General features: G+C 74.7%; 16 protein-coding genes. 13 read left to right on the plus strand and 3 right to left on the minus strand.

What is annotated here, in order from left to right:
- Positions 1 to 34: 34 nt before the first annotated feature.
- From ACFW3L_RS11775 to ACFW3L_RS11785, 3 genes are read left to right on the plus strand one after another with little or no spacing between them, the layout of a single operon-like run.
- Entirely contained in the window at positions 35 to 1708 is a 1674-nt protein-coding gene (locus ACFW3L_RS11775) for a thiamine pyrophosphate-dependent enzyme (RefSeq protein ID WP_378739182.1), read from the plus strand.
- Positions 1709 to 1749: 41 nt separating this feature from the next.
- Positions 1750 to 3060 carry a M20 family metallo-hydrolase gene (locus ACFW3L_RS11780; protein ID WP_378739184.1) on the plus strand — a complete coding sequence of 437 codons (1311 nt, stop codon included), beginning with the start codon at positions 1750 to 1752 and terminating at the stop codon, positions 3058 to 3060.
- Positions 3057 to 4424 carry an NAD-dependent succinate-semialdehyde dehydrogenase gene (locus ACFW3L_RS11785; protein ID WP_378739186.1) on the plus strand — a complete coding sequence of 456 codons (1368 nt, stop codon included), beginning with the start codon at positions 3057 to 3059 and terminating at the stop codon, positions 4422 to 4424. Before ACFW3L_RS11780 ends, ACFW3L_RS11785 begins: the two co-directional genes overlap by 4 nt.
- Before the next feature lie 150 nt (positions 4425 to 4574).
- Here ACFW3L_RS11785 and ACFW3L_RS11790 read toward each other — a convergent pair whose 3' ends face one another.
- Complete coding sequence (locus ACFW3L_RS11790; RefSeq protein WP_378739188.1) at positions 4575 to 4850, minus strand: hypothetical protein; 276 nt, start codon at positions 4848 to 4850, stop codon at positions 4575 to 4577.
- A 525-nt stretch (positions 4851 to 5375) separates the two neighbouring features.
- On the opposite strand from ACFW3L_RS11790, the gene ACFW3L_RS11795 reads away from it, so the two are divergent.
- Both ACFW3L_RS11795 and ACFW3L_RS11800 read left to right on the plus strand, forming a co-directional pair.
- On the plus strand, positions 5376 to 5810 hold the full coding sequence (locus ACFW3L_RS11795) for a DUF485 domain-containing protein (RefSeq protein WP_378739763.1): 435 nt from the start codon (positions 5376 to 5378) through the stop codon (positions 5808 to 5810).
- Positions 5810 to 7522: a cation acetate symporter gene (locus ACFW3L_RS11800; protein ID WP_378739190.1), complete on the plus strand. Its 1713-nt coding sequence runs from the start codon at positions 5810 to 5812 to the stop codon at positions 7520 to 7522. The genes ACFW3L_RS11795 and ACFW3L_RS11800 overlap by 1 nt, the downstream gene beginning before the upstream one ends.
- Before the next feature lie 22 nt (positions 7523 to 7544).
- Here ACFW3L_RS11800 and ACFW3L_RS11805 read toward each other — a convergent pair whose 3' ends face one another.
- Positions 7545 to 8603, minus strand: coding sequence for a hypothetical protein (locus ACFW3L_RS11805; protein WP_378739193.1), 1059 nt, complete (start codon positions 8601 to 8603; stop codon positions 7545 to 7547).
- A gap of 97 nt (positions 8604 to 8700) precedes the next feature.
- Between ACFW3L_RS11805 and ACFW3L_RS11810 the strand changes: the two genes are divergently transcribed.
- Together ACFW3L_RS11810 and cas6 are read left to right on the plus strand one after the other, a co-directional pair.
- Positions 8701 to 9243, plus strand: a complete 543-nt coding sequence (locus tag ACFW3L_RS11810; protein WP_378739195.1) for a DUF1697 domain-containing protein — start codon at positions 8701 to 8703, stop codon at positions 9241 to 9243.
- Between the two features lie 100 nt (positions 9244 to 9343).
- The gene (cas6, locus tag ACFW3L_RS11815) at positions 9344 to 10294 is read left to right on the plus strand and encodes a CRISPR system precrRNA processing endoribonuclease RAMP protein Cas6 (protein WP_378739197.1); all 951 of its coding nucleotides are present in this window, start codon (positions 9344 to 9346) and stop codon (positions 10292 to 10294) included.
- Between the two features lie 163 nt (positions 10295 to 10457).
- Here cas6 and ACFW3L_RS11820 read toward each other — a convergent pair whose 3' ends face one another.
- Complete coding sequence (locus ACFW3L_RS11820) at positions 10458 to 10646, minus strand: hypothetical protein (protein ID WP_378739199.1); 189 nt, start codon at positions 10644 to 10646, stop codon at positions 10458 to 10460.
- Between the two features lie 255 nt (positions 10647 to 10901).
- Here ACFW3L_RS11820 and ACFW3L_RS11825 point away from each other — a divergent pair, with 255 nt between their 5' ends.
- The 6 genes from ACFW3L_RS11825 to ACFW3L_RS11850 are packed head-to-tail and all read left to right on the plus strand — an operon-like array spanning position 10902 to position 19686.
- Positions 10902 to 12659 (plus strand): hypothetical protein, encoded by a 1758-nt coding sequence (locus ACFW3L_RS11825; RefSeq protein WP_378739201.1) that lies wholly within the window; start codon positions 10902 to 10904, stop codon positions 12657 to 12659.
- Positions 12656 to 13390, plus strand: coding sequence for a hypothetical protein (locus ACFW3L_RS11830; RefSeq protein ID WP_378739203.1), 735 nt, complete (start codon positions 12656 to 12658; stop codon positions 13388 to 13390). The genes ACFW3L_RS11825 and ACFW3L_RS11830 overlap by 4 nt, the downstream gene beginning before the upstream one ends.
- Positions 13387 to 15168 carry a hypothetical protein gene (locus ACFW3L_RS11835; RefSeq protein ID WP_378739205.1) on the plus strand — a complete coding sequence of 594 codons (1782 nt, stop codon included), beginning with the start codon at positions 13387 to 13389 and terminating at the stop codon, positions 15166 to 15168. Before ACFW3L_RS11830 ends, ACFW3L_RS11835 begins: the two co-directional genes overlap by 4 nt.
- Positions 15165 to 16811, plus strand: coding sequence for an RAMP superfamily CRISPR-associated protein (locus tag ACFW3L_RS11840; RefSeq protein ID WP_378739207.1), 1647 nt, complete (start codon positions 15165 to 15167; stop codon positions 16809 to 16811). The genes ACFW3L_RS11835 and ACFW3L_RS11840 overlap by 4 nt, the downstream gene beginning before the upstream one ends.
- On the plus strand, positions 16808 to 17548 hold the full coding sequence (locus ACFW3L_RS11845) for a hypothetical protein (protein ID WP_378739209.1): 741 nt from the start codon (positions 16808 to 16810) through the stop codon (positions 17546 to 17548). Before ACFW3L_RS11840 ends, ACFW3L_RS11845 begins: the two co-directional genes overlap by 4 nt.
- A complete protein-coding gene (locus tag ACFW3L_RS11850; protein ID WP_378739211.1) occupies positions 17548 to 19686 on the plus strand; it encodes a TIGR03986 family CRISPR-associated RAMP protein in 2139 nt (712 codons plus the stop codon). The genes ACFW3L_RS11845 and ACFW3L_RS11850 overlap by 1 nt, the downstream gene beginning before the upstream one ends.
- Positions 19687 to 19805: the final 119 nt, after the last annotated feature.

The raw sequence follows: 19805 nt of genomic DNA on the forward strand, positions 1-19805 counted from the left end.
CCGCCCCGACACCACAAGGAAGGCCCCACCCACGATGTCCACCACAGGCCCCGCGCCGACGGACGCCGCCCGCTCCGCCGGTCACCTCATCGTCGCCCAGCTCGAACACGAGGGAGTCCGGCGCGTCTACGGGGTGCCCGGGGAGTCCTACCTCGACGTCCTCGACGGGCTGTACGACTCCGCCGTCACCACCGTGGTCACCCGCCACGAGGGCGGCGCCGGGTTCATGGCGCTCGCGGAGGGGCGGCTCACGGGTCTGCCGGGCGTGGCCATGGTCACCCGGGGGCCCGGCGCGGCCAACGCCTTCGTCGCGGTGCACACCGCGTACCAGGACGCCACCCCGCTCCTGCTGTTCGTCGGGCTGATCCCCGTCGCGGACCGGGGCAGGGAGGCGTTCCAGGAGTTCGACCTGACCGGGTGGTTCGGCAGCACGGCCAAGAAGGTCGTCACGCTCGACGACCCGGCGTCCGCCGCGCGGGTGGTCTCCGAGGCGGTCCACACGGCGCGCTCCGGCCGCCCCGGTCCCGTCGTGATCGGTCTGCCCGAGGACGTCATCCGGGTCCGGGTGCCCGGTGGAACCGTGGTGGAGCCGCGCACCGCCACGACCGGCCGCCCCTCCGCCGAGGCCGTGGCCGAGGTCGTCGCGCGGGTCGACCGCGCCGAGCGGCCCGTCATCGTGGTGGGTGGCGAGTCCTGGACCGACGCGACCGGCGCCGCGCTCACGGCCTGGGCCCGCGAGCGCCGGATCCCGGTGCTCGCGGACTTCCGCGCCTACGACGCCGTGCCCCACCGGGTACCGGGGGAACCGAGCCCCTACGCGGGCTCCCTCGGTTACGGCCGCGCCGACGCTGCGGCCGCCCTCTTCGACGGCGCCGACCTGGCCCTGTTCGTGGGCACGGCCCGCACCGACGTGCTCAGCGACGGCTACACCCTGGGCGGCGACGCCGAGACGATCCTCGTGCTTCCCGGTGACCCCCTCGGCCACAGCGGACGCGTCGACCAGCACCTGGCCGCCGCCCCCGCCGGGTTCGTCGCCGCGCTCACCGAGCACGGCGACGAGGCCGTCCGGCACGACGCCGACCGGATGGAGCGGGCCCGCGCCTCCCACGAGGCCTTCTCCACCCCCGAACCCGAGGGGACCGCCGACACGGAGGACGGTTTCGTCGACCTCACCGCCGTCATGGCGGTGCTGCGGGAGGAGCTCGACGGCGACGCCGTCGTCACCTACGGCGCGGGCAACCACGCGCTCTGGCCCGCCCGGTACCTGGAGCACCGCTCCAGCGGCTCCCTCCTCGCCCCACGCAACGGCGCCATGGGCATGGGCGTCCCGGCCGCCGTCGCCGCCTCCCTCGTCCACCCCGGGCGCCAGGTGGTCTCCGTGGCCGGGGACGGCTGCTTCCTCATGAACGGCCAGGAGATCGCGACGGCGGTCGGCTACGGCGCGTCCTTCGTCGTGATCGTCGTGGACAACGGCGTCTACGCCACCATCCGCGAACACCAGGAACACCACTACCCGGGGCGTCCCTCCGGCACCCACCTCACCAACCCCGACTTCGCCGCGTTGGCCCGATCCTTCGGCGGGTACGGAGAGACGGTGTCCACCACCGCCGACTTCCGCGCGGCCCTGCTCCGCGCGCGCGAGAGCGGCGGCCCCGCCGTCCTGCACCTGAGACAGGATCCCGCGGTCCGGTCTCCCTCCGCGTCCTGACCGCCCGCAGCCGACACCACCGTACGAACAGGGGACGACCCATGCCCACCAGCCGACCGACCACCGAGCCGACCCCGGCGCGGGACGAGGCCGACCAGCGCTTCCTGGACGACTTCGCGACCATGAGCACCTTCGGGGCCACCCCCGAGGGGGGCGTGGACCGCCAGGCCGCCACCGAACCCGACAACGCCCAGCGCCGGTGGTTCGCCTCCCTCATGGAGGAGAACGGCCTGCGTGTGGTCTACGACCGGATCGGCAACCAGTTCGGGCTGCTGGAGCGCGTCCCCGGTGCCCCCTACGTCGTCGTCGGCTCCCACATGGACTCCCAGCCCACCGCCGGTCGCTTCGACGGGGCCTACGGCGTGCTCGCGGCGGCGCACGCCGTGTTCCGCGTCGCTGCCGAGGAGCCCGCCCCGGCAGCCCCACCCGCGCACAACCTGGCCGTGGTCAACTGGTTCAACGAGGAGGGCTCCCGGTTCGAGCCCTCCATGATGGGCAGCGCCGTGTACACGGGCAGGCTCGACCTGGAGACCGCGCTGGCCACCCGCGACCGGGCCGGGACCACCGTGGCCGAGGCGCTGGAGCCCACCGGGTTCCTGGGTGACGGCGACGGCCCCCCAGCCGTCTTCTGCGCCGAGATCCACATCGAGCAGGGCCGGGTCCTGGAGGACTCCGGTTCCACGATCGGTCTGGTCAGCGCGTCCTGGGCGGCCAGCAAGTACGAGATCACCGTGCACGGGGAGCAGTCACACTCCGGGGCGACCGTCATGGCGGACCGTCGTGACGCGCTCCTGGGCGCCTCCCGCCTGGTCGTCGCCGCGCGGGAACTGGCGGACGCCTTCCCCGGCACCCTGCACACCGCCGTGGGAAAACTGGACGTCTACCCGAACTCACCGGTCGTGGTGGCCTCCCGGGTCACGCTCCTGCTGGACCTGCGCTCACCCGACGAGGACGTGCTGGCGCGGGCCAACGCCCTGCTGCTGGAGCGCGTGGCCGGGATCGAGGCGGAGAGCGGGGTGACCGTGGAGCGGCACCTGTCCCACTCCTGGGGTGTCAACCCCTACCAGCCCTCCGGCGTGGAGCTCGCCCGCACCAGCGCCGAACGCCTCGGGTTGAGCAGCGAGCCCATCATGACCGTGGCCGGGCACGACTCCATCAACATGAAGGAGCACGTCCCCACCGTGATGCTCTTCGTGCCCTCCGTCAGCGGCGTCTCGCACAACGTCGGAGAGTTCACCGAGGACGCCGACCTGCTCGCCGGGCTGGAACTGTTCACCGACGTGACCCGCCGCCTGGGCGCGGGCGAGCTCGGCCCCGCCACCACCTACGTCCCCGGAGAGGACCGTTCGTGACCGACTACGCCGTCACCGACCCGACCACCGGCCGTGTGGTCCGGCGCTTCCCCACCGCCACGGAGGCCGAGGTCGACGCCGCCGTCGCCGGGGCCGCCGCCTCCTTCCGGGACTGGCGCCGCCGCCCGGTGGCCGAGCGCGCCCGCTTCCTGGCGGCCGCGGCCGAGCTCCACCGCGAGCGGCGCGACCATCTCGCGGCGATCATCACCCGGGAGATGGGAAAGACCACCGCCGAGGCGCTGGGTGAGGTCGACCTGTGCGCCGACATCCACGACTACTACGCCCGCAACGCCGCCGCGTTCACCGCCGACCGCGCCCTGGACGTGGCCGAGGGGTCCGCGATCGTGCGGACCGAACCGATCGGCGTCCTGCTCGGCATCATGCCCTGGAACTACCCGTACTACCAGGTGGCGCGGTTCGCGGCCCCCAACATCGCGCTCGGCAACACCGTGCTGCTCAAGCACGCGCCGAGCTGCCCCGAGTCGGCGGCGGCGATCGTCGACCTGTACGCCGACACCGGACTGCCCGAGGGCGTGTACACCAACCTGTACGCCACCGAGGAGCAGGTGGCGCGCATCATCGAGCACCCGGCGGTGCAGGGGGTCTCGCTCACCGGGTCGGAGCGGGCGGGCCGGGCCGTCGGCGCGCTCGCCGGACGCGCGATGAAGCGGACCGTCCTGGAACTGGGCGGGTCCGACCCCTTCATCGTGCTGGCCGACGCCGACCTCGACCGGGCGGTGGACGCCGCCGTGGCAGGCCGCATGGGCAACGCCGGACAGGCCTGCACGGCCGCCAAGCGGATCATCGTGCTGGACGAGGTCCACGACGCCTTCGTGGCGGCCTTCGTGGACCGGGTCGCGGCCCTGCGGGTCGGCGACCCCGCCGAGGAGGGGACCGACCTGGGGCCGCTCTCCTCGGAGACGGCCGCGCGCCAGGTGATCGGGCAGGTGGAGGACGCCGTGGCCCACGGGGCGACCGTGCTGACCGGCGGCGACCGGCCGGACCGCGACGGGGCGTTCGTGCGGCCCACGGTCCTCACCGGAGTGGCTCCCGGAACGCGTGCCTACCGGGAGGAGATCTTCGGACCGGTCGCCGTGGTGCACCGGGTCGGGTCCGTCGACGAGGCGGTCGAGCTGGCCAACGACACCCCGTACGGGCTGGGCAGCGTGGTCTTCGGCGCGGACGAGAAGGCGGCGCTGGCCGTCGCCGACCGGCTCGACGTGGGCATGGTGTCGGTGAACGCCCCCTCTCGCACCCAGGCCGACCTGCCGTTCGGCGGGGTGAAGGCCTCCGGGATCGGCCGGGAGCTGGGGGAGTACGGCATGGCGGAGTTCGTGAACCGCAAGCTCCTGCGCGTGCCGTAGGGCGCGCACGCGAACGGGGGTCGGCGGGCACCAGCGTGCCCACCGACCCCCGTTTCGCGGTTGACGCGATGAGGCCGCCCGGACGTTCCCGGGGGACCGCCCGGTGAACTCGGGGAGTGGTCCGGGGACGAACCCCGGTGCGTCGACGACCTAGTCGTCGTCGCCGTCCGCGTCGCTGTCGGAGCCCTCGGGCTTGTCGGTGGAGGCAGCGGCGGCCTTCTTGGTGACGCGGCGCTTCTTCACCGGACGCGAGTAGTCGACGAGGGGCTCGTAGCGGGTCTCGTGCTCCTTGAAGCACTCCTCGCAGGAGTCGACCTCACGGACGGCACCCTCCCAGGCGAACTGGATGACCTCAGTCGCCTCGACCTTCTCCTCGCGGACGGCGTGGGGATCGCAGTACTTGCGCGTGAAGACCTCGGTGACCACGGCGGGGATTTCCCTTCGGTATCGCGTGAACTGTGCGGACCCTGTAATCATACACGTGTACGAACGCGGAAACGGGTGATGAGACCGGTTTCCGTGATGGGTCGGGGTCGCCCCGAAGCCTAGCGAAGTCGGAGGGGTCATCGCGCCGTCCGGTGGCGCGTGTGGCCCGGATGACCAGGCGGTCCATTCGGGTGACGATCCGTGATCCCGGTCTCCGTCGCGGGGCGCGGGCCTTCCGGGAACCGTTTCGCTACGCCGTTCCGTCCTTTCGTGTTCCGGTCCCGTATTCGTTCCAGCCGATTTGTGTATTTGGTGAACACGGCGCGGGGTCCGTGGTTAGTGTGAGTCCCATTCAGGGGTGAGGGGACGTCCGGTGACGGAGACGGGCCGCCCCGGGAAACCGGCCGTCGCGCCCCGTGCGGCGCGCGCCGAGGGAAAGGCCGGGTCCGTGGGGGAACGGATTCGGCGGCACACACAAGGGCCCCGCGTGCGCGGGGTGGATTCTCCGTGTTCGGGGGGACACTCGTGGTCGAGTACATGGAAGGCACGTCCAGAGGCCGTGGTGGTGACGCTGGGGAACCGCTCCGCGCCGGAGGCGGACCGGCGCGCGGTCGGGGCGGTGCGGAGAGGGCGCACGCGTGTGAACGCGTCTCCGTCGACCCGCGATTCGTGAAACTCCGAAGGAGATTCGCACTTCTGTCCTGGGCGGTGGTCGCCATCTTCCTGCTGAGTTACCTTTCCTATCTCCTCCTTTCCGCCTACGCGCGCGATTTCATGAGTGTGCGGATCACCGAGTCCGTCAACGTCGCCATGGCGATGGGGGTCGGGCAGTTCGCGCTCACCTTCGCGCTCGCCTGGGCGTACGGCCGTTTCTCCGCCCGCGCCATCGACCCCCTCGCGGAGGAGATCCGCGACCGTGCCCGGGCCGAGGAGACCCTCGACGGACGGGTGGCCGCCTGATGGACACCGTCCTGCTTCCGTTCACCACCGCGCTCGACGGCCGGATCGAGGCCGCGCACGCCTGGACCATCGGCCTGTGCGCGGTGTTCGTCCTGGTCACCCTCGCCATCACGATCCGCGCGCGGCGCACCACCAGGGGCGCCGTCGACTTCTACGCCGGGGGGCGCGGCTTCTCCAGCACCCAGAACGGCCTCGCGCTGACCGGCGACTACCTCTCCGCCGCGTCCTTCCTGGGTATCGCCGGGATGATCGCCCTCCAGGGCTACGACGGCTTCCTGTACTCCATCGGCTTCCTGGTGGCCTGGCTGCTCGTGCTGCCCATGGCCCAGCTCACACGCAACACCGGCCGCTTCACCATGGCCGACCTCCCCGCCTTCCGCATGCGCCGGATGCGGGTGCGCCTGGCGTGCACGGTGTCGACGGTCACCGTGTGCGTGTTCTACCTGGTGGCGCAGATGGTGGGGGCGGGCGCCCTGGTCTCGGTCCTGCTCGGCCTGCACGACGGCGGCACCGTCCTGGGCCTGGACGCGGGCCGGGTCCGCACCGGCGCCATCGTGCTCGTGGGCGTGCTGATGATCGTCTACGTGATGTACGGCGGGATGAAGGCGGCCACCTGGCTCCAGATCATCAAGGCCGTGGTGTTGCTCACCGCGACCGGACTGCTCACCGTCCTCGTCCTGGCCCTGTTCTCCTTCGACCCGCGCGCGCTGCTCAGCGGGGCGGCCGAGGCCAGCGGCCACGGACAGGCCTTCCTGGAACCCGGACTGCGGTTCGGCGTCGAGGTCCCCGGAGACGCGGCCCGGACGCTCTTCAACAAGATGGACCTGGTCAGCCTGGGTCTGGCACTGGTGCTGGGCACCGTGGCCCTGCCGCACATCCTCATCCGCTTCTACACGGTGACCGACGGGCGCGCCGCCCGCTCCTCGGTCAACCGCACCATCGCCCTGGTGGGCGCCTTCTACCTGATGACCCTCGCCCTGGGGTTCGGCGCCGCCGCCCTGGTGGGGTCCGAGCGCATCACGGCCCTGGACCCCTCGGGCAACTCCGCCGTCCCCCTGCTCGCGGAGGAGGTGGGCCGCAGGGCCGCAGGGCCGGTGGGTGGGGCCGTGCTGCTCGCGCTGATCTCCGCCGTGGCGCTGGCCACCATCCTCGCGGTGATCGCCAGCCTCACCCTGGCCTCGTCCTCCTCGATCGCGCACGACCTGTTCGGCCACATCCTCATGTGGGGGCGTCCGCGCGAGTCCCAGGAGATGGGGGTGGCCCGCTTCTCCGCGTGTGTGATCGGCGCTGTCTCCATCGCCCTGGCGGTGGGCGCTCAGGGTCAGAACGTGGCCTTCCTGGTGGGGCTGGCCTTCGCGATCGCGGCCGCCGCCAACCTGCCGGTCATCGTCCTCACCATGTTCTGGCGCCGCTTCAACACACGGGGCGTGGAGTGGGGGATCTACGGCGGCCTCTCCGCGACCCTGCTGCTGATGCTGTTCTCCCCGGTGGTGTCCGGCAACACCGACCCCGTGACCGGAGAGAACCTGTCGATCCTGCCTGCCTGGATCGACATCCAGGTCTTCCCCATGGAGAACCCGGCCCTGGTGGCCGTGCCGATCGGCTTCGCCTGCGCGATCGTCGGCAGCCTGCTCTCACGGGAACGCGACAGCGCGCGCTTCACCGAGCTGCGGGTGCGCTCGCTCACCGGGTGGGGCGCCGACCGCGACTGACCGGCGGGGCCGGACGGCACCCTCAGCGGTGGTCGCCGGGGCCGGCGTCGGCGAAGGTGGCGGCCACGTCGTCGAGGAGGTCCGGGAGCCCCGGCAGGGCCCGGGCGAGGTCGTCCCACCCCTGCTGGAACGACGCGGCACCGGACTCCAGGGACCACTGCTCGGAGCGGCGCAGGGAGCGGCGCAGCGCCCACGCGGCCACCGCCACGATCGGGCGCGACAGGCCGACACCGTGCACATCCAACCGTCCCGTGACCGTCCACGTCCCGTCGGTTCCGGGCGAGGGGGAGGCCTCGCCGCGCGCCCGGACCAGCGGGTGCTCCACCTCCAGGGTCACCGGGGGAGGGGTCGCCGCGCCGGCGGCGGACGCGAACCAGCCGGGCAGGTCCAGCCGGACGCGTACCCGGGCGCGCAGCAGGTGCGAACCCCAGCGTGCCAGGGCACTCCGTACCGGGAAGCGCAGTTCCGCGTCGACGGCCAGGGTCTCCCGGGCGCGGTCGTGCACCACCCCGCCGGTGGTGGAGGGGGCCTCGCCGTCGTCCTCGGCGGAGGCCCCACCGGTCCCGGCCTCCTCACGCATGGCGAAGTCGACCGCGCACACCCCGCTCTCGTCCCACGAGGCCACGGTGAGGTCGGTGCCCACCCACCCCTCGCCGTCCGACGCGAAGACCGGCCGCCCCTCGGGATCGACCTCGGTGACCAGGTAGGTGCTGCCGGGTGCGAGGTGCTCCCCGGAGAGCAGTCGCAGGGAGGGTTCGGCCGCCTCGATCGCCGCCTCGTCCGCCAGGTCCTGGGCGGCGATCTCGCGCTCGGTGGAACCCGGCTCCCCGGTCCGCACGGACTCCTCCCACGGGTCCGGCGTCCCGTGCTCGTGGGCGGTCCGCTCCCCCTGGTCGAGCGTGAGGCCCAGCTCCTCGGCCCGGAGCTCCAGGCGCCGCAGCTCCTTCTCCGACGGCAGGACCAGCAGGCCGTCCTCCCCGAAGCGCGCGCCGCGCAGGACCCCGTAGGCCGAGGACACCGTCCGTGCGAGGTCCGCGCGCCCCAGGGGTGTCAGGGCGAGGCTGTGGCTCAGACGGGGCATGGGCCCTCCGCTTCGAGTGGGTCGACAGTGGCCAGCCCATTGTGGTCCCCGCGTGTGGGGCCGGACAACCGTGGATCCGTCGTCGGCGTGGGGCACCATGACCGGTATGACCAGACACATCGTGCTGCTGCGCGGTATCAACGTCGGGGGACACCGCAAGGTGCCCATGGCCGACCTGCGCGCGCTGCTCACCGGGCTCGGGTACACGGACGTGGCCACCTACATCCAGAGCGGCAACGCCGTCCTCACCGCCTCGGAGTCCGACCCCGGGGTGGTGGAGGCGGCCGTGCGCTCGGCGCTGCGCGACCGTCTCGGTCTGGACGTGCCGGTGATGGCGCGCACCCTCGACCAGCTCCGCGCGGCGGTGGCGGCCAACCCCCTGACCGTGGAGAACCCCTCCGCGTTCATGGTGCTGTTCTGCTCGGAGCCGGTGGACACCGCCGCGCTCGCCGCGATCGACCCCGCCACCCACCTGCGCGAGCGCATCGCCGTCACCCCCACCGAGGTGTTCACCCACCACGAGCTCGGCGTGCGTGAGGCACGACTACCCGCCGTGGTCGCCCGGAACTGCCCGGGGGAGGTCACCGCGCGCAACTGGCGTACCGTCCTACGTCTGGTGGAGATGGCCGAGGACGCCTGAGGCGCCCGGATCCACGGGTGCGCGGCGACTGTCCGAGAGTAGTCATGGCAGGACGAGGACGGCGGCGGCGCCGTCACGACGAGGCGAGGGGTGGTGTCCGGTGCCCAGACGGTGGACCGTGATCCTGGGGGAGCGGGCGGACGCGGCGCGGCCGATCCGGCCCGAGGACTGCCACGGACTCCTGAACCGCTGGTGGCCGCAGCCGGAGTCCGAGCACGCGGCGGCCAAGCGCTGGGCGATGAACGGGTGGCCGGCCCCCCTGGGCGACCGGCTCCATCACTGGACGCTCACCTGGCTGGACGACGACGCCCCGGCGCCCGTGGACCCCGAGGAGCTGGTCGGCCGGGTCCAGCGCGTCGGAGACCACCTGTTCGAACCCCTCTCGGTCACGCGGACCTTCGACACCCCGTACACCGCGATGCTCACCGCCGCGGACCGCCCGGTCGCCGTGCGCGCGGCCGAGGTACACACCCTCACCCCGGTGGTGACCACCACGCGCGACACCACGGGGGAGCGCGTCCCGCACGTGTGGCCCAACCCCCGGCGGCTCTTCGGGGCCGTGCACCGCTCCGGCGGCGGGATCGTCGGCGGCAGCGGCGCGGTGGGCGCGGTGGCTCGTTTCGCGCCGCCCGAACTCGCCACCCCCTGGCTGGAGGAGGCCCTGGCCGGACTGGACCGGGTCAGGCGCTCGGCGCTGCCGGGCGAGGAGGTGGGGCTGACCGAGCACCAGCAGGCGGAGAACCGGACCGCGCTGGGCTGGCGGGGCGGCCTGCGCCTGGACGTGGCCGACGGCCCGCTCAGCGAGGGCACCGCCTTCGCGGTCCTCCTGGAGCTCCTGGAACTGGCCGGGATCGGCAAGCACACCGCACAGGGTTTCGGGGCGGTGCGGGTGGACACGGTCACCCGGGGCGGGGCGGCCGCGCGGGTCCCCGCCCCGCGTTCGGGCCGCCGCGTCGCGCACCGGATTCGACACAGCCGCCCGCGGCCGCTCGACAGCCGTGCCCGTGCGGCGTCCGAGGCGGAGGAGTTCGGGGGAACGCTGTTCGACTGACCCACAGACCGCCGGTTCCCGCCCGAGGACGGCGGGCGGGGACCGGTGCCCCACCCCGGCGGCCCCACGGCCGCCCTTCGCGGCTCCCACCCGGTGGACGGGGTGGGAGCCCCTTCTCGTCCCCGCCCGTGTCCCGACCCGGATGGTCACCCGGGTCGGAGAGTCAGGACGTGTGCTCGTGGGGTATCGGGCCCGGCGGGGTCCGCCCGTCACCCTCACGGAGGGTCCGGGCCAGCCCGAGCAGGTGCGGTACGAGGTCCTCCGGGGTCAGGGCGGGACCGGTCCGCTTGCCCGCCGAGGGGCGGTCGCGTTCGGATCGGGAGAGCCGGTCGTGTCTGCTCGGGGTCGCCATGGGGGCCTCTCTGCTGTCGGGCGGGGGACGGTCCATGCACTGAGCTCTCTCGGACAGGGAACGGTGCCCTCCTGTCCCGGAGTGCGTGCGGGGGAAGGTGTGACCGGAAGGGGCCAACGGGGTGACGCGGGGCGGTGGCTGCTGGTATCGGTGGTGACGACGGCGTCACCGTCCGAGAGAGGTCAGCAGGACACCCGTTCCCGTGCGGCGCCCGCGCCGTTCCCGCCGTCCCCCGGCCACGAGGAGTCCGTCGCGGTGACCCAGGCCCCCGACCGCCGACCGACCGAACCCCACGACGACGCCCCGGACACCGGGGTGCTCGTCGGCGTCGACCTGCGCGGAATCCAGGCCTTCGTCTACAGCGGCCGACGCATCCTGGACGCCGTGGGCCGCGCGGCCCTGGTGGCCGAACTCACCGACACCTCCGACCCCGTCCACGGGGTCGGCGACCTCGTCCCCGAGGGCTGCCTGGTCCTGCGGGACGCGGGTGGGGCCCTGACCCTGGTGCTGCCGGACCTGGCGGCGGCCCGCCTCCTCACGGGGCGGTACACGCGCAGGCTCCGGGACCGGGCCGGGGGGTTGACCCCGGTGGTCGCGTTCGTCCCCTACGGGCGCGGGGCCGTCCCCGTCCCCGGGGAGCCGGTCGTACCGGACCTGGACGCGGCGCTGGCCGAGCTGCCCGTCCGGCTGCGCCGCGCCCGCCGCCACATGTCCGCGCTGCACACCCCCGCGCCGGGGTACGGGATCACCGCCGTGTGCTCGGTCAGCGGTGACCCGGCCGAGTCCGTGGACGGCAGCAGGCCCCTGGAGGACCCCTCAGGAACGGGCCGACGCCTGCACGAGCGGGTGACCGCCGACGTCGCCCGGGCACGGGGCATCGGCCGTCGGTGGCACCGCGCCCACAGCGACTCCTGGCTCGCGGGACTCGACGCGGACCTGGCCCTGCCGATGGAGGTGGACCGGCTCGGCCGCGATCACGGCGAGGTGAGCCGGGTCGCGGTGGTGCACGTGGACGTCAACGGTCTGGGGGAGCTCCTGGGGGAGTACCGCGAGAGGGCGGGCGTCCCCGGTGCGCCCGGATCCGGTGCGCTGGCCCAGCGGGAGCTGTCCACCCACATCGCCGGACTCACCGAGGGGCTGGCGCGGGCCCTCGTGCGCGCCGTGGCCGCCACGGTCCGGACCGCACCGGGGCGCCCGCCCGTGGTTCCCGGCGTCGGGACCGGCGGGGAACTCACCCTGGACCACCAGCCCCCCGGCCCGATCCTGCTGCCCGTACGGCCCATCGTCGTCGCCGGGGACGACCTCACGGTCCTCTGCGACGCGCGGCTGGCGCTGAGTCTCGTGAGGTACGCCCTGGAGTGGCTGGACACCGACCCGGAGCGGATCGGTGACCCCGGGGATCCCCGGGTGGCGCTGCACCGGGCGCTGTCCCGGGTCCGCCTGCCGGGCCGCACGGTGGTGGGCGCCGACGCACGCGCCCACGTCACGTGCGTGCCCACCGTGGGGGCGGGGATCGCGGTGCAACCCGTGGGCGCCCCGCTCTCGCTCGGCTACGACCTGTGCGAGGCCATGTGCGCCCTGGCCAAGGCGGGGCGGCGTACGGCGGTCGTCGCCGACCCCACCGCCGCCGAGGAGCACGCCGTGGCGTGGACCACCCGCTTCGACGGGGTCGACCGGGTCCTCGCTCGCACGGAGGCCGCCCGGGCCGCCGTGCCCGCGCGTACCGCGCTGCCGATGACGGGGTCCGCCTTCACCCGATTCCTGGACCGCTACCTCTCCCCGAGCGGCGGGCTGTTCTCGGACGGGGACTCCCACCACCGGGGCTGGCTGGTCTCGGCCCTGGTCCCCCTGCTGGAGTCCGGCGCCGACCCCGGCCCCGAGCTGGACCGCCGCTCCCGCGCGACCGGCCAGCCCGTGACGCTGCCCGAGGGGTGGACCCACGGTGAGCTCCTGGACGCGGTCGACGTGCGGGACCTGTACCTGGATCCGGGACTGACGGAGGGAACCCGATGAACGAGCCGGACCGGATCGTGGTGCGCCTGCACTCCCCGGCGCTGTTCGCGGGGGCCAGCGCGGACGGCACCGGTGCCGACACCGACGTGGTCACCGACGCGCACGGGCTCCCCCTTCTGCCCCGGCACCGGCTCGCCGCGCGTCTGCGCGTGGCGGCGGTCGGCGCCGCGACGGTCGCGCCCGACCTGTCGGGGGCGGTGGAACGGGTGTTCGGCAGGGAGGGCTCGCACGACGCGGACCGTGCGCTGCGCGTGGGGCACGCGCGCCCCGGGGACGCGGTGCGCGCCGCCGTCGCCCACGCCCTCGCGGGCCGTTCCGAGCCCGCGCGCGCCGCGCTTCGCAGGGCCGTCACCGACGCGCACACCACCCTGGAGTCGGGGGTGGAGATCGGACCGGACGGCGCGCCGGAGCCGGGCCGTCTGCGTACCCATCGCGTGCTCCTGCCAGGCCTGGTGCTCACCGCGCAGCTGACGTGGTCGGTACGCCCACGGGCGGTGGACTGGCGCTGTCTGGCCCGTGCCTGCCTGGCCACGGACCAGATCGGTCTGCGCTCCACCCGCGGGCGGGGGCGGGTCGACGTGTACCTGTCCGGGCCCCACGACCCCGACCCCCGCGCCACCACGCTCGCCCTGGCACGGCCCCCCGGACGACGCCCCCACCCGGAGGACCCGGGCGCGACCACCGGGCGCGGGACGCGGGCACCCGAGGCAGTACGGGGGGCCGGGACGTGAACACCGACCCGTACCAGGACCCGGCCGAACCCGTCAGCGCCTACCTGCCCCTGCGGTACGTGCTCACCGACTCCGTCGCGGTGCGGACCGGCTTCGACCCCCTGCGCGTCGACACCGAGACCACGGTGAGCGGGCGCGCCCAGCGCGGCATGCTCGCGGCGGCGCTTCGGCGCGCGGGCCTGGAGGAGGAGCTGCGCACGTGGGTCGCCCGTGGCGACCTGATCCGCTTCGCACCCGCGCACCCCCGGTTGGAGCAGCACGCCCGCCCCGGCGTTCCGGTGGTCGCGTATCCCCCGCCCGCGTACCTGTACTCCCCGGGCAAGGACGGCGACACCCTCGTGGACCTGTTCGCCGAGGGAACCGACCGACCGGGGGTGCCCCACCGCGCGGTCCGGGACCCGCTCACCCCCGACCGCTCCCTGCGCGCGGCCGTGCGCACCACCGCCGAGCGCTACCTGGGCCGGGGCGCCCCCTTCTTCACGACCAGCATGGACCCGGGCCAGGTCTTCGAGGCCCGCTGGCAGCTGCGCGGCCCCGACCACGCGTACCTGCGCGGGCTCGCGGCACGCGTCATCGAGGTCCTCACCGCCGCTGAGGGCACCCTGACCCTGGGGTCCGGTGGAACGCGCGCCCACGGCGGGGTCACCGTGGAACCGGTGTGCCCGGACCGTCCGCTGTCCCCCGACCGCGTGGAGCGGACCGGCCCCGGCCGGTCCCCGCGCTCGGGCCAGGACGTGGACCTGGTCCTGCTCTCCCCGGCGCTCCTGGTGGGCGAGCAGGGTCAGGACCGCCCGCACGCCCTGGTCCCGGCCGTACGCGAACTCCTCGCCCGGCGCCTGCCGCACACCCCGGTCACGGTGGTCGCGGCGCACGTCGAACCGGTCCTGGTCGGGGCGTACCACCGGGGCTACCGGGGTCCGATGACCCAGCGCTGGGCGGCGGCCCCGGGGTCGGTGGTGCGGCTGCGTCCGGGCGGGGGACTGACGACCGCCGACGTCCGCGACCTGGAGGCCCACCCCCTGGGCGAGCGCCTGGTGGACGGCCACGGCCAGTTCGCCCTGCTGGAGCCGCCCCCGCCACGCCCCGTCGCGCTCGTGCCGACCTCCGCGCCCCTCCCCGCGCGCCGGGCGGGCACCGTCACCCTCTCCGACGGGCGGGTCCTGCCCGACCCCACGCCCCTTGATCCGGGGCGGGACGCGGAGCTGGACTCCCTGTACGACGAACTCCTGTGGAACGCCGCCGCCGCCTCCGTGCGCGCCCACGCCCGTGCCCTCGCCTCCTCGGGCACACTGGCGCCGCTCACCCCCAGCCTCCTCGGGCGGCTGCGCGAGGTCCTGGTCCGCCCGCACGACACCCCCGACGAGGCGCTGACCGCGCTCGGCCACACCCTGGAGGGCTCGGACGAGGAGAGCGACACCGTCCACAAGGTGCTCAGAGAGAGGGCCGTGCGCGCCCTCCAGCGCGCCCGGGTGGCGCGCCCCGGACCGGGCCGTCCGCTCAACGTCCACACGTGGCTGACGGGGCTCTCCGCGGGACCCGCCGCCTGGTGGCGGGAGAACCGTCCCCGATTCGATCACGACTCCGCCTACGCCAGGGCGCTGGCCGCCGTGGACCTGGCCACCCCGGACGGACTGCCGTCCGGAACCCGGGAGAGCGGTCTCTCGGCTCGGGCCGAACACTGGGAGCGCCGCGCCTCGGCACGGCTGTCCCTGCTGCTGGTGTCGTCCTGGCTGGCCGAGGCGGCCCGGACGCTGCGCGCGGAACAGGACCGGACGTGACCGCCGACCACGACCCGCACGGGCCCGGCCCCACCGGAGTGGTCTGGGAGTGCGCGGTCCGGCTCCGCCTGCTCACCGACTCCCACGTCGGCGCGGCCCGGGCCGGGACCGGGCAGGTCGCGGAGAGTGACGTGGACCTGCGACTGGACCGGGATCCACGGGGCGGGGCGCCCCGGCTGCGGGCCACCACCCTCGCGGGACTCCTCCGCCACGAACTCCTCGCGCGCACGGCCGATCCGGAGGGTGCCGCCGCGCTGCTGGGATCGGGGGACGCCCCGGGGGCGGGCGCCCGCTCCAGTGCGCTGGACCTGGACGACGCGTACGCGGCCCTTCCCGGGGGCGGGGCGGTGTCGGTTCGGGTGGGGACCCGCGTTGACCCGGCCACCGGAAGCGTGCACCCCGGGCGCATGTGGCAGTGGGAGGTCCTGCCCGCCGGAACCGAGTTCACCGCGCACCTCAGACTGAGAGCGGCCGATCCCGCCGAGGAGGCCCGACTGCTCACCCTGCTGGCCCTCGCCGCGCGGGGGCTGGCGGACGAGGGGCCGGGCATCCGGATCGGGGGGCGCACGGGGCGAGGCCTCGGCGCGGTCCGTGCCACTCGCTGGGCCGTCCGCCGACACGACCTCACCGACGAGGAGGGGTGGTTCTCCTACCACGCGCGTGACTGGCCGACCCGCTGGCGTGAGGCCGACCGGGCCCTGGACGCCGCCGACCCCGACGCGGACCTGGTCGGGGGACTCCGCGCGGAGCTGAACGGGCACGGGCAGTGGGCCACGGCCGCCCTGTTGTCCGAGGCGGTGGTCGTGGACCGACGGCGCCGGGCCGAACTGCGCCTGGAACTGCACGTGGCCGAACGCCTCGATCCCGTGCCCTCGGGGCGGGACCCACGTCCCGCGACCCTGCTCATCGCGGACACCCCGACGGACACCCTCGCGGGCGAGCGCACGACCCCGGCCGACCGCGTCCACCGGCGGCGCCCGGCGGTCACCGGGGACGGCGAGGCGACACCGCTCCCCGTCCTCGGGGACACCGCCCTGTTCGCCCTGTTCAAACGGATCGGGGAACGGCTGGTACGGGACGCGGCCGAACACCTGTCGGGGGAGGGGACCCGCTGGCCGGAGTGGCACGCCCACTGGTGGGGCGGCGACACCGGCCGCTGGCCCGACTCCCGGCCCGCCCCCTCACGGATCCGTCTCCGCGCCACCCCGACCCTCACCGGCGGCGCCCCGGTGACCACCACACGCCTGACCGTCGACTCCCTCTTCGGGGACGCCGTGGACGGGCACCTGTTCACCACCGAGCTCCACAGCGGGGGTTCGGCCCCGGTCGTGCTGGACGTCACCGCCCCCGACGACGCCGTGCTGGGGCTGCTCGCCCTGGTCGTGCGCGAGCTGGCCACGGTGCCTTTGGACACCCTCGGGGCGGGCGCGGGCAGCGGCAGCGGACGCCTGGTCGCCACCCGGGCGGTCCTCGCCACCCACGAGGGGGACGGTTCACCACCCCACGAGGTGGACCTGGTCCGCGCCCTCACCGAACCGGACGGCCCGGACGCCGCCACCGCCCGTGGATGGCTCCCCGAACTGCACCGACAGATCACCCGTGCCCCAGAACCCGGGCCCGACGACGAGGGGGACCCCTCATGAACCCGCACTTCCACGAACCCCCGGCCCCGGTCGGAGTCGACGTGCGCCCGCTCTCCGAGGACGAGGTCGACGGGGTCCTCGACGACGTGTTCGTCCGGGGGCGGCGCTGCCGTGCCCTCGACGCCGCGGGTCCCCCGGACGGCCCGCAGTGGCTGCTGGCCGAACTCGGGGACGGGCGGATCACCGGTGCCTGTCCCGAGTGGCGGTGGCGGAGGTCGGACGCCCCGCCCACCGAGCACCTGTCGGCACCGTCGCTGGACCCCGGCGCCGACCGGTGGCGGGTCCTGGAGGTGCTGGTGTTCGGCCCGCACGCGCAGATCCGCCTGGGTGAGGGCGCGGAGGAGGGCTGGGTCGGCACCGACGCTCCGGAGCGGCCCCCGGAGTGGCTGCGCCCCCGCGACCGCTCCTTCCTGCTCCAGGGATGGGGCGGTCCCGAGTTCAGCCGCACCCTGGAGGGGCGGGTGCCGCTCGCGGTCACGCGGGAGCCCTCCGGGACCGAGGCGGTGCTCCCGGTGGCCTGGACCGACTTCTCGGGGCTGATCCGACCGCAAGGGGCGCTGGAGAGCACGGGCACCTGGCTGACGGTCCGGGAGTACTGGGCCGCCGACCCCGTGACCGGCGCGGTGGGTGTGGCCTACCACCGGCTGACCGGACTGACGTCCGGATCCAAACCCACCGGCCCGGAGTTCGACGTCGGTACCGGGACCCTGGTCGAACCCCGGGGCGGGGAGCGCTGATGGCGGGCCCCCGCCGCGCCACGGCCCCCTACGGTCTGGTCCGGTTGGCCGAGACCCCCGTCCCCGCCGCCGCCCTGCACCCGGACCACGACACCGCGTCCCTGCTCCGCTCGCACGACCGCACCGTCGAGGGGACCCACTCGGGCTGGATCGACCTCACCCTGACCACGCTCACCCCCACGTTCGTCGGCCAGGCCCCGGGCCGGGAGCGGGCGGCCTCCTCCGCCCGTCTCCCGCACGGGGACCGCTCCCTCCCCCTGATCCCCGGATCCACCCTGCGCGGACTGGTCCGCAACACGCTGCGCATGCTCACCAGCGGGGAGAGCGGCCCGGTCAACACGCCCATGCTGTTCTTCCGGGCACCGGTGCGCGTGGACTCCGGCGGTGCTGACGGCTCCCCCTCGACCCGCGCCCGCCAGGTCATGGCCCGGCAGCACGACCACTACCGCAGGCGCCGCGCCGGGCACCGCACCCGACAGGGCTTCCTGTACCGGGACCCCGACGACGGGGGCTGGTACGCCCTGGAGGTCCCCGCCACCGCGCTGGAACCCGAACCCGGCCGCGGCCTCAAGGTGTCCTTCGACGTGCTCCGGGAGAGCCTGCGCACCTGGGACTTCGGAGTGGCCGAGTTCCCCGACCCACCCCGGGACGGCACCTACGTCCCCACCACCCACGAACACCACGGGCGCCTCCAGCACCGCTGGGTGTACGCGGTCCACCTCCGGGGACGGCGCGGGGTCGCCGCCGTGGCCCCCGACGAACCCGGGGCGCGCGCCCACCTCGCCGCGCACGGCGGTTCCGGCGGGGTGATCCCGGCCCTGCTGGTCCTCACGGGAAGCGCGGCGCAGGAGCGGCGCAACGCCTACCTGTTCCCCCGCCCGGACGACCCGCGCGCCGGGCGCCTGCCCGTCCCGGAGTCCCTGGTGGAACTGTTCGAGTCGGCGGCGCAGGTGACCGGGTACCAGCGGGCCGCCTTCCCCGACACTCTGGGCACCACCGGCGAACGGCCCGACCGCCCTCCGGTCGGTGGGAGCACGGGCGGCGGACTGCCCCGGAGCGGCCTGGAACCCGTCTGGTTCGACCTCGACCCCTCCGGCCGGGTGGTCTCCTTCGGGAGGTCCGGCGGTTACCGGGTCGCGGTCAGCGACGACGACCCGATTCGCCGTGCCCTCCCTGCGGACGTGCTCGGGCCCCAGCACGGTGATCCCGACCGGCCGGACCGGGCCGGGCGGACGGTGGACGTGTGCCGGGCCCTGTTCGGTGACACCGACGTGTTCGCGGGGGAGGCCGGGGCGCTCAAGGGCCGGGTGTCCTTCGGAGACGCGCTGGGGGACGACGGCGACCCCGACTACCCCGACGGCGCCGCGCTCCGGGTGCGGCTCCTGTCCCCGCAGCGCGGCTGCTTCGCCAACTACCTCGTCCAGGGCCCCGAGACCCCGGGGGAGCGGTCGGACGTCATCACGTGGTCGCACGAGGGCCGCATCCGCCTGGGCGGGTACAAGACCTACCTGCACCGGCACGACCCCCGCCTGGGCTCGCCGGTGCGCTACGACGAACGCGCCCAGTCCGACCTCGGGCTCACGGTGCTGCCCCGGGGCTCCGACGTTGAACCGCCCCAGGACACCCAGCGCGACATCGTCCCCCTGCGCGACGGCCTCGCCCTGCGCTCACGCGTCCTCTTCACCAACCTGACCGACGCCGAACTCGGCGCCCTCCTGCGGGCCCTGTACCTGGGCAACCCCGTGGACGGGGGCGACCCGCGCGACCCCGAGCACGCGCACCGGATCGGGATGGGAAAGTCCCTCGGCATGGGTAGCGTCCACGTGCTCCCCGAACTCCACCTGGTGGACCGCCGGGCCCGCGCCGCCGACCTCTCCCTGGCCCCGACGTCCGGGGTGACCCGCGCCGCTCCCGCTCGGGTGGCCGCGTTCCTGGACGCCTTCTCCACGGCCCTCGCCCGCGACCGTTCCGCCGACGACTGGCGCGCGGTGGACCAGGTGGTGGACGTGCTCCTGGCCAGCCGGTGGCGGGGACGGCTGCCGTTCGAGGAGACCGCGGTGATGTCCCTGCGCCAGTTCGCCGAGTACCCCGTGCTGCCACCGCTCACCGAGCGGTTCGGGGTGCCGGGCACGCGGTGAGCCGACCCCCGCCCGTGGGCGCGCGGGGACCACGATGCCCCGGTCCTCTCCCGGAGGTCGAACAGGGTCCCGGACCTCGGAGACCGGTACCGGTCCGCACGCTCCTCGGGTGCGCCGGG

It is taken from the genome of Nocardiopsis sp. NPDC058789 (assembly GCF_042745575.1).
Lineage (GTDB): Bacteria > Actinomycetota > Actinomycetes > Streptosporangiales > Streptosporangiaceae > Nocardiopsis > Nocardiopsis eucommiae.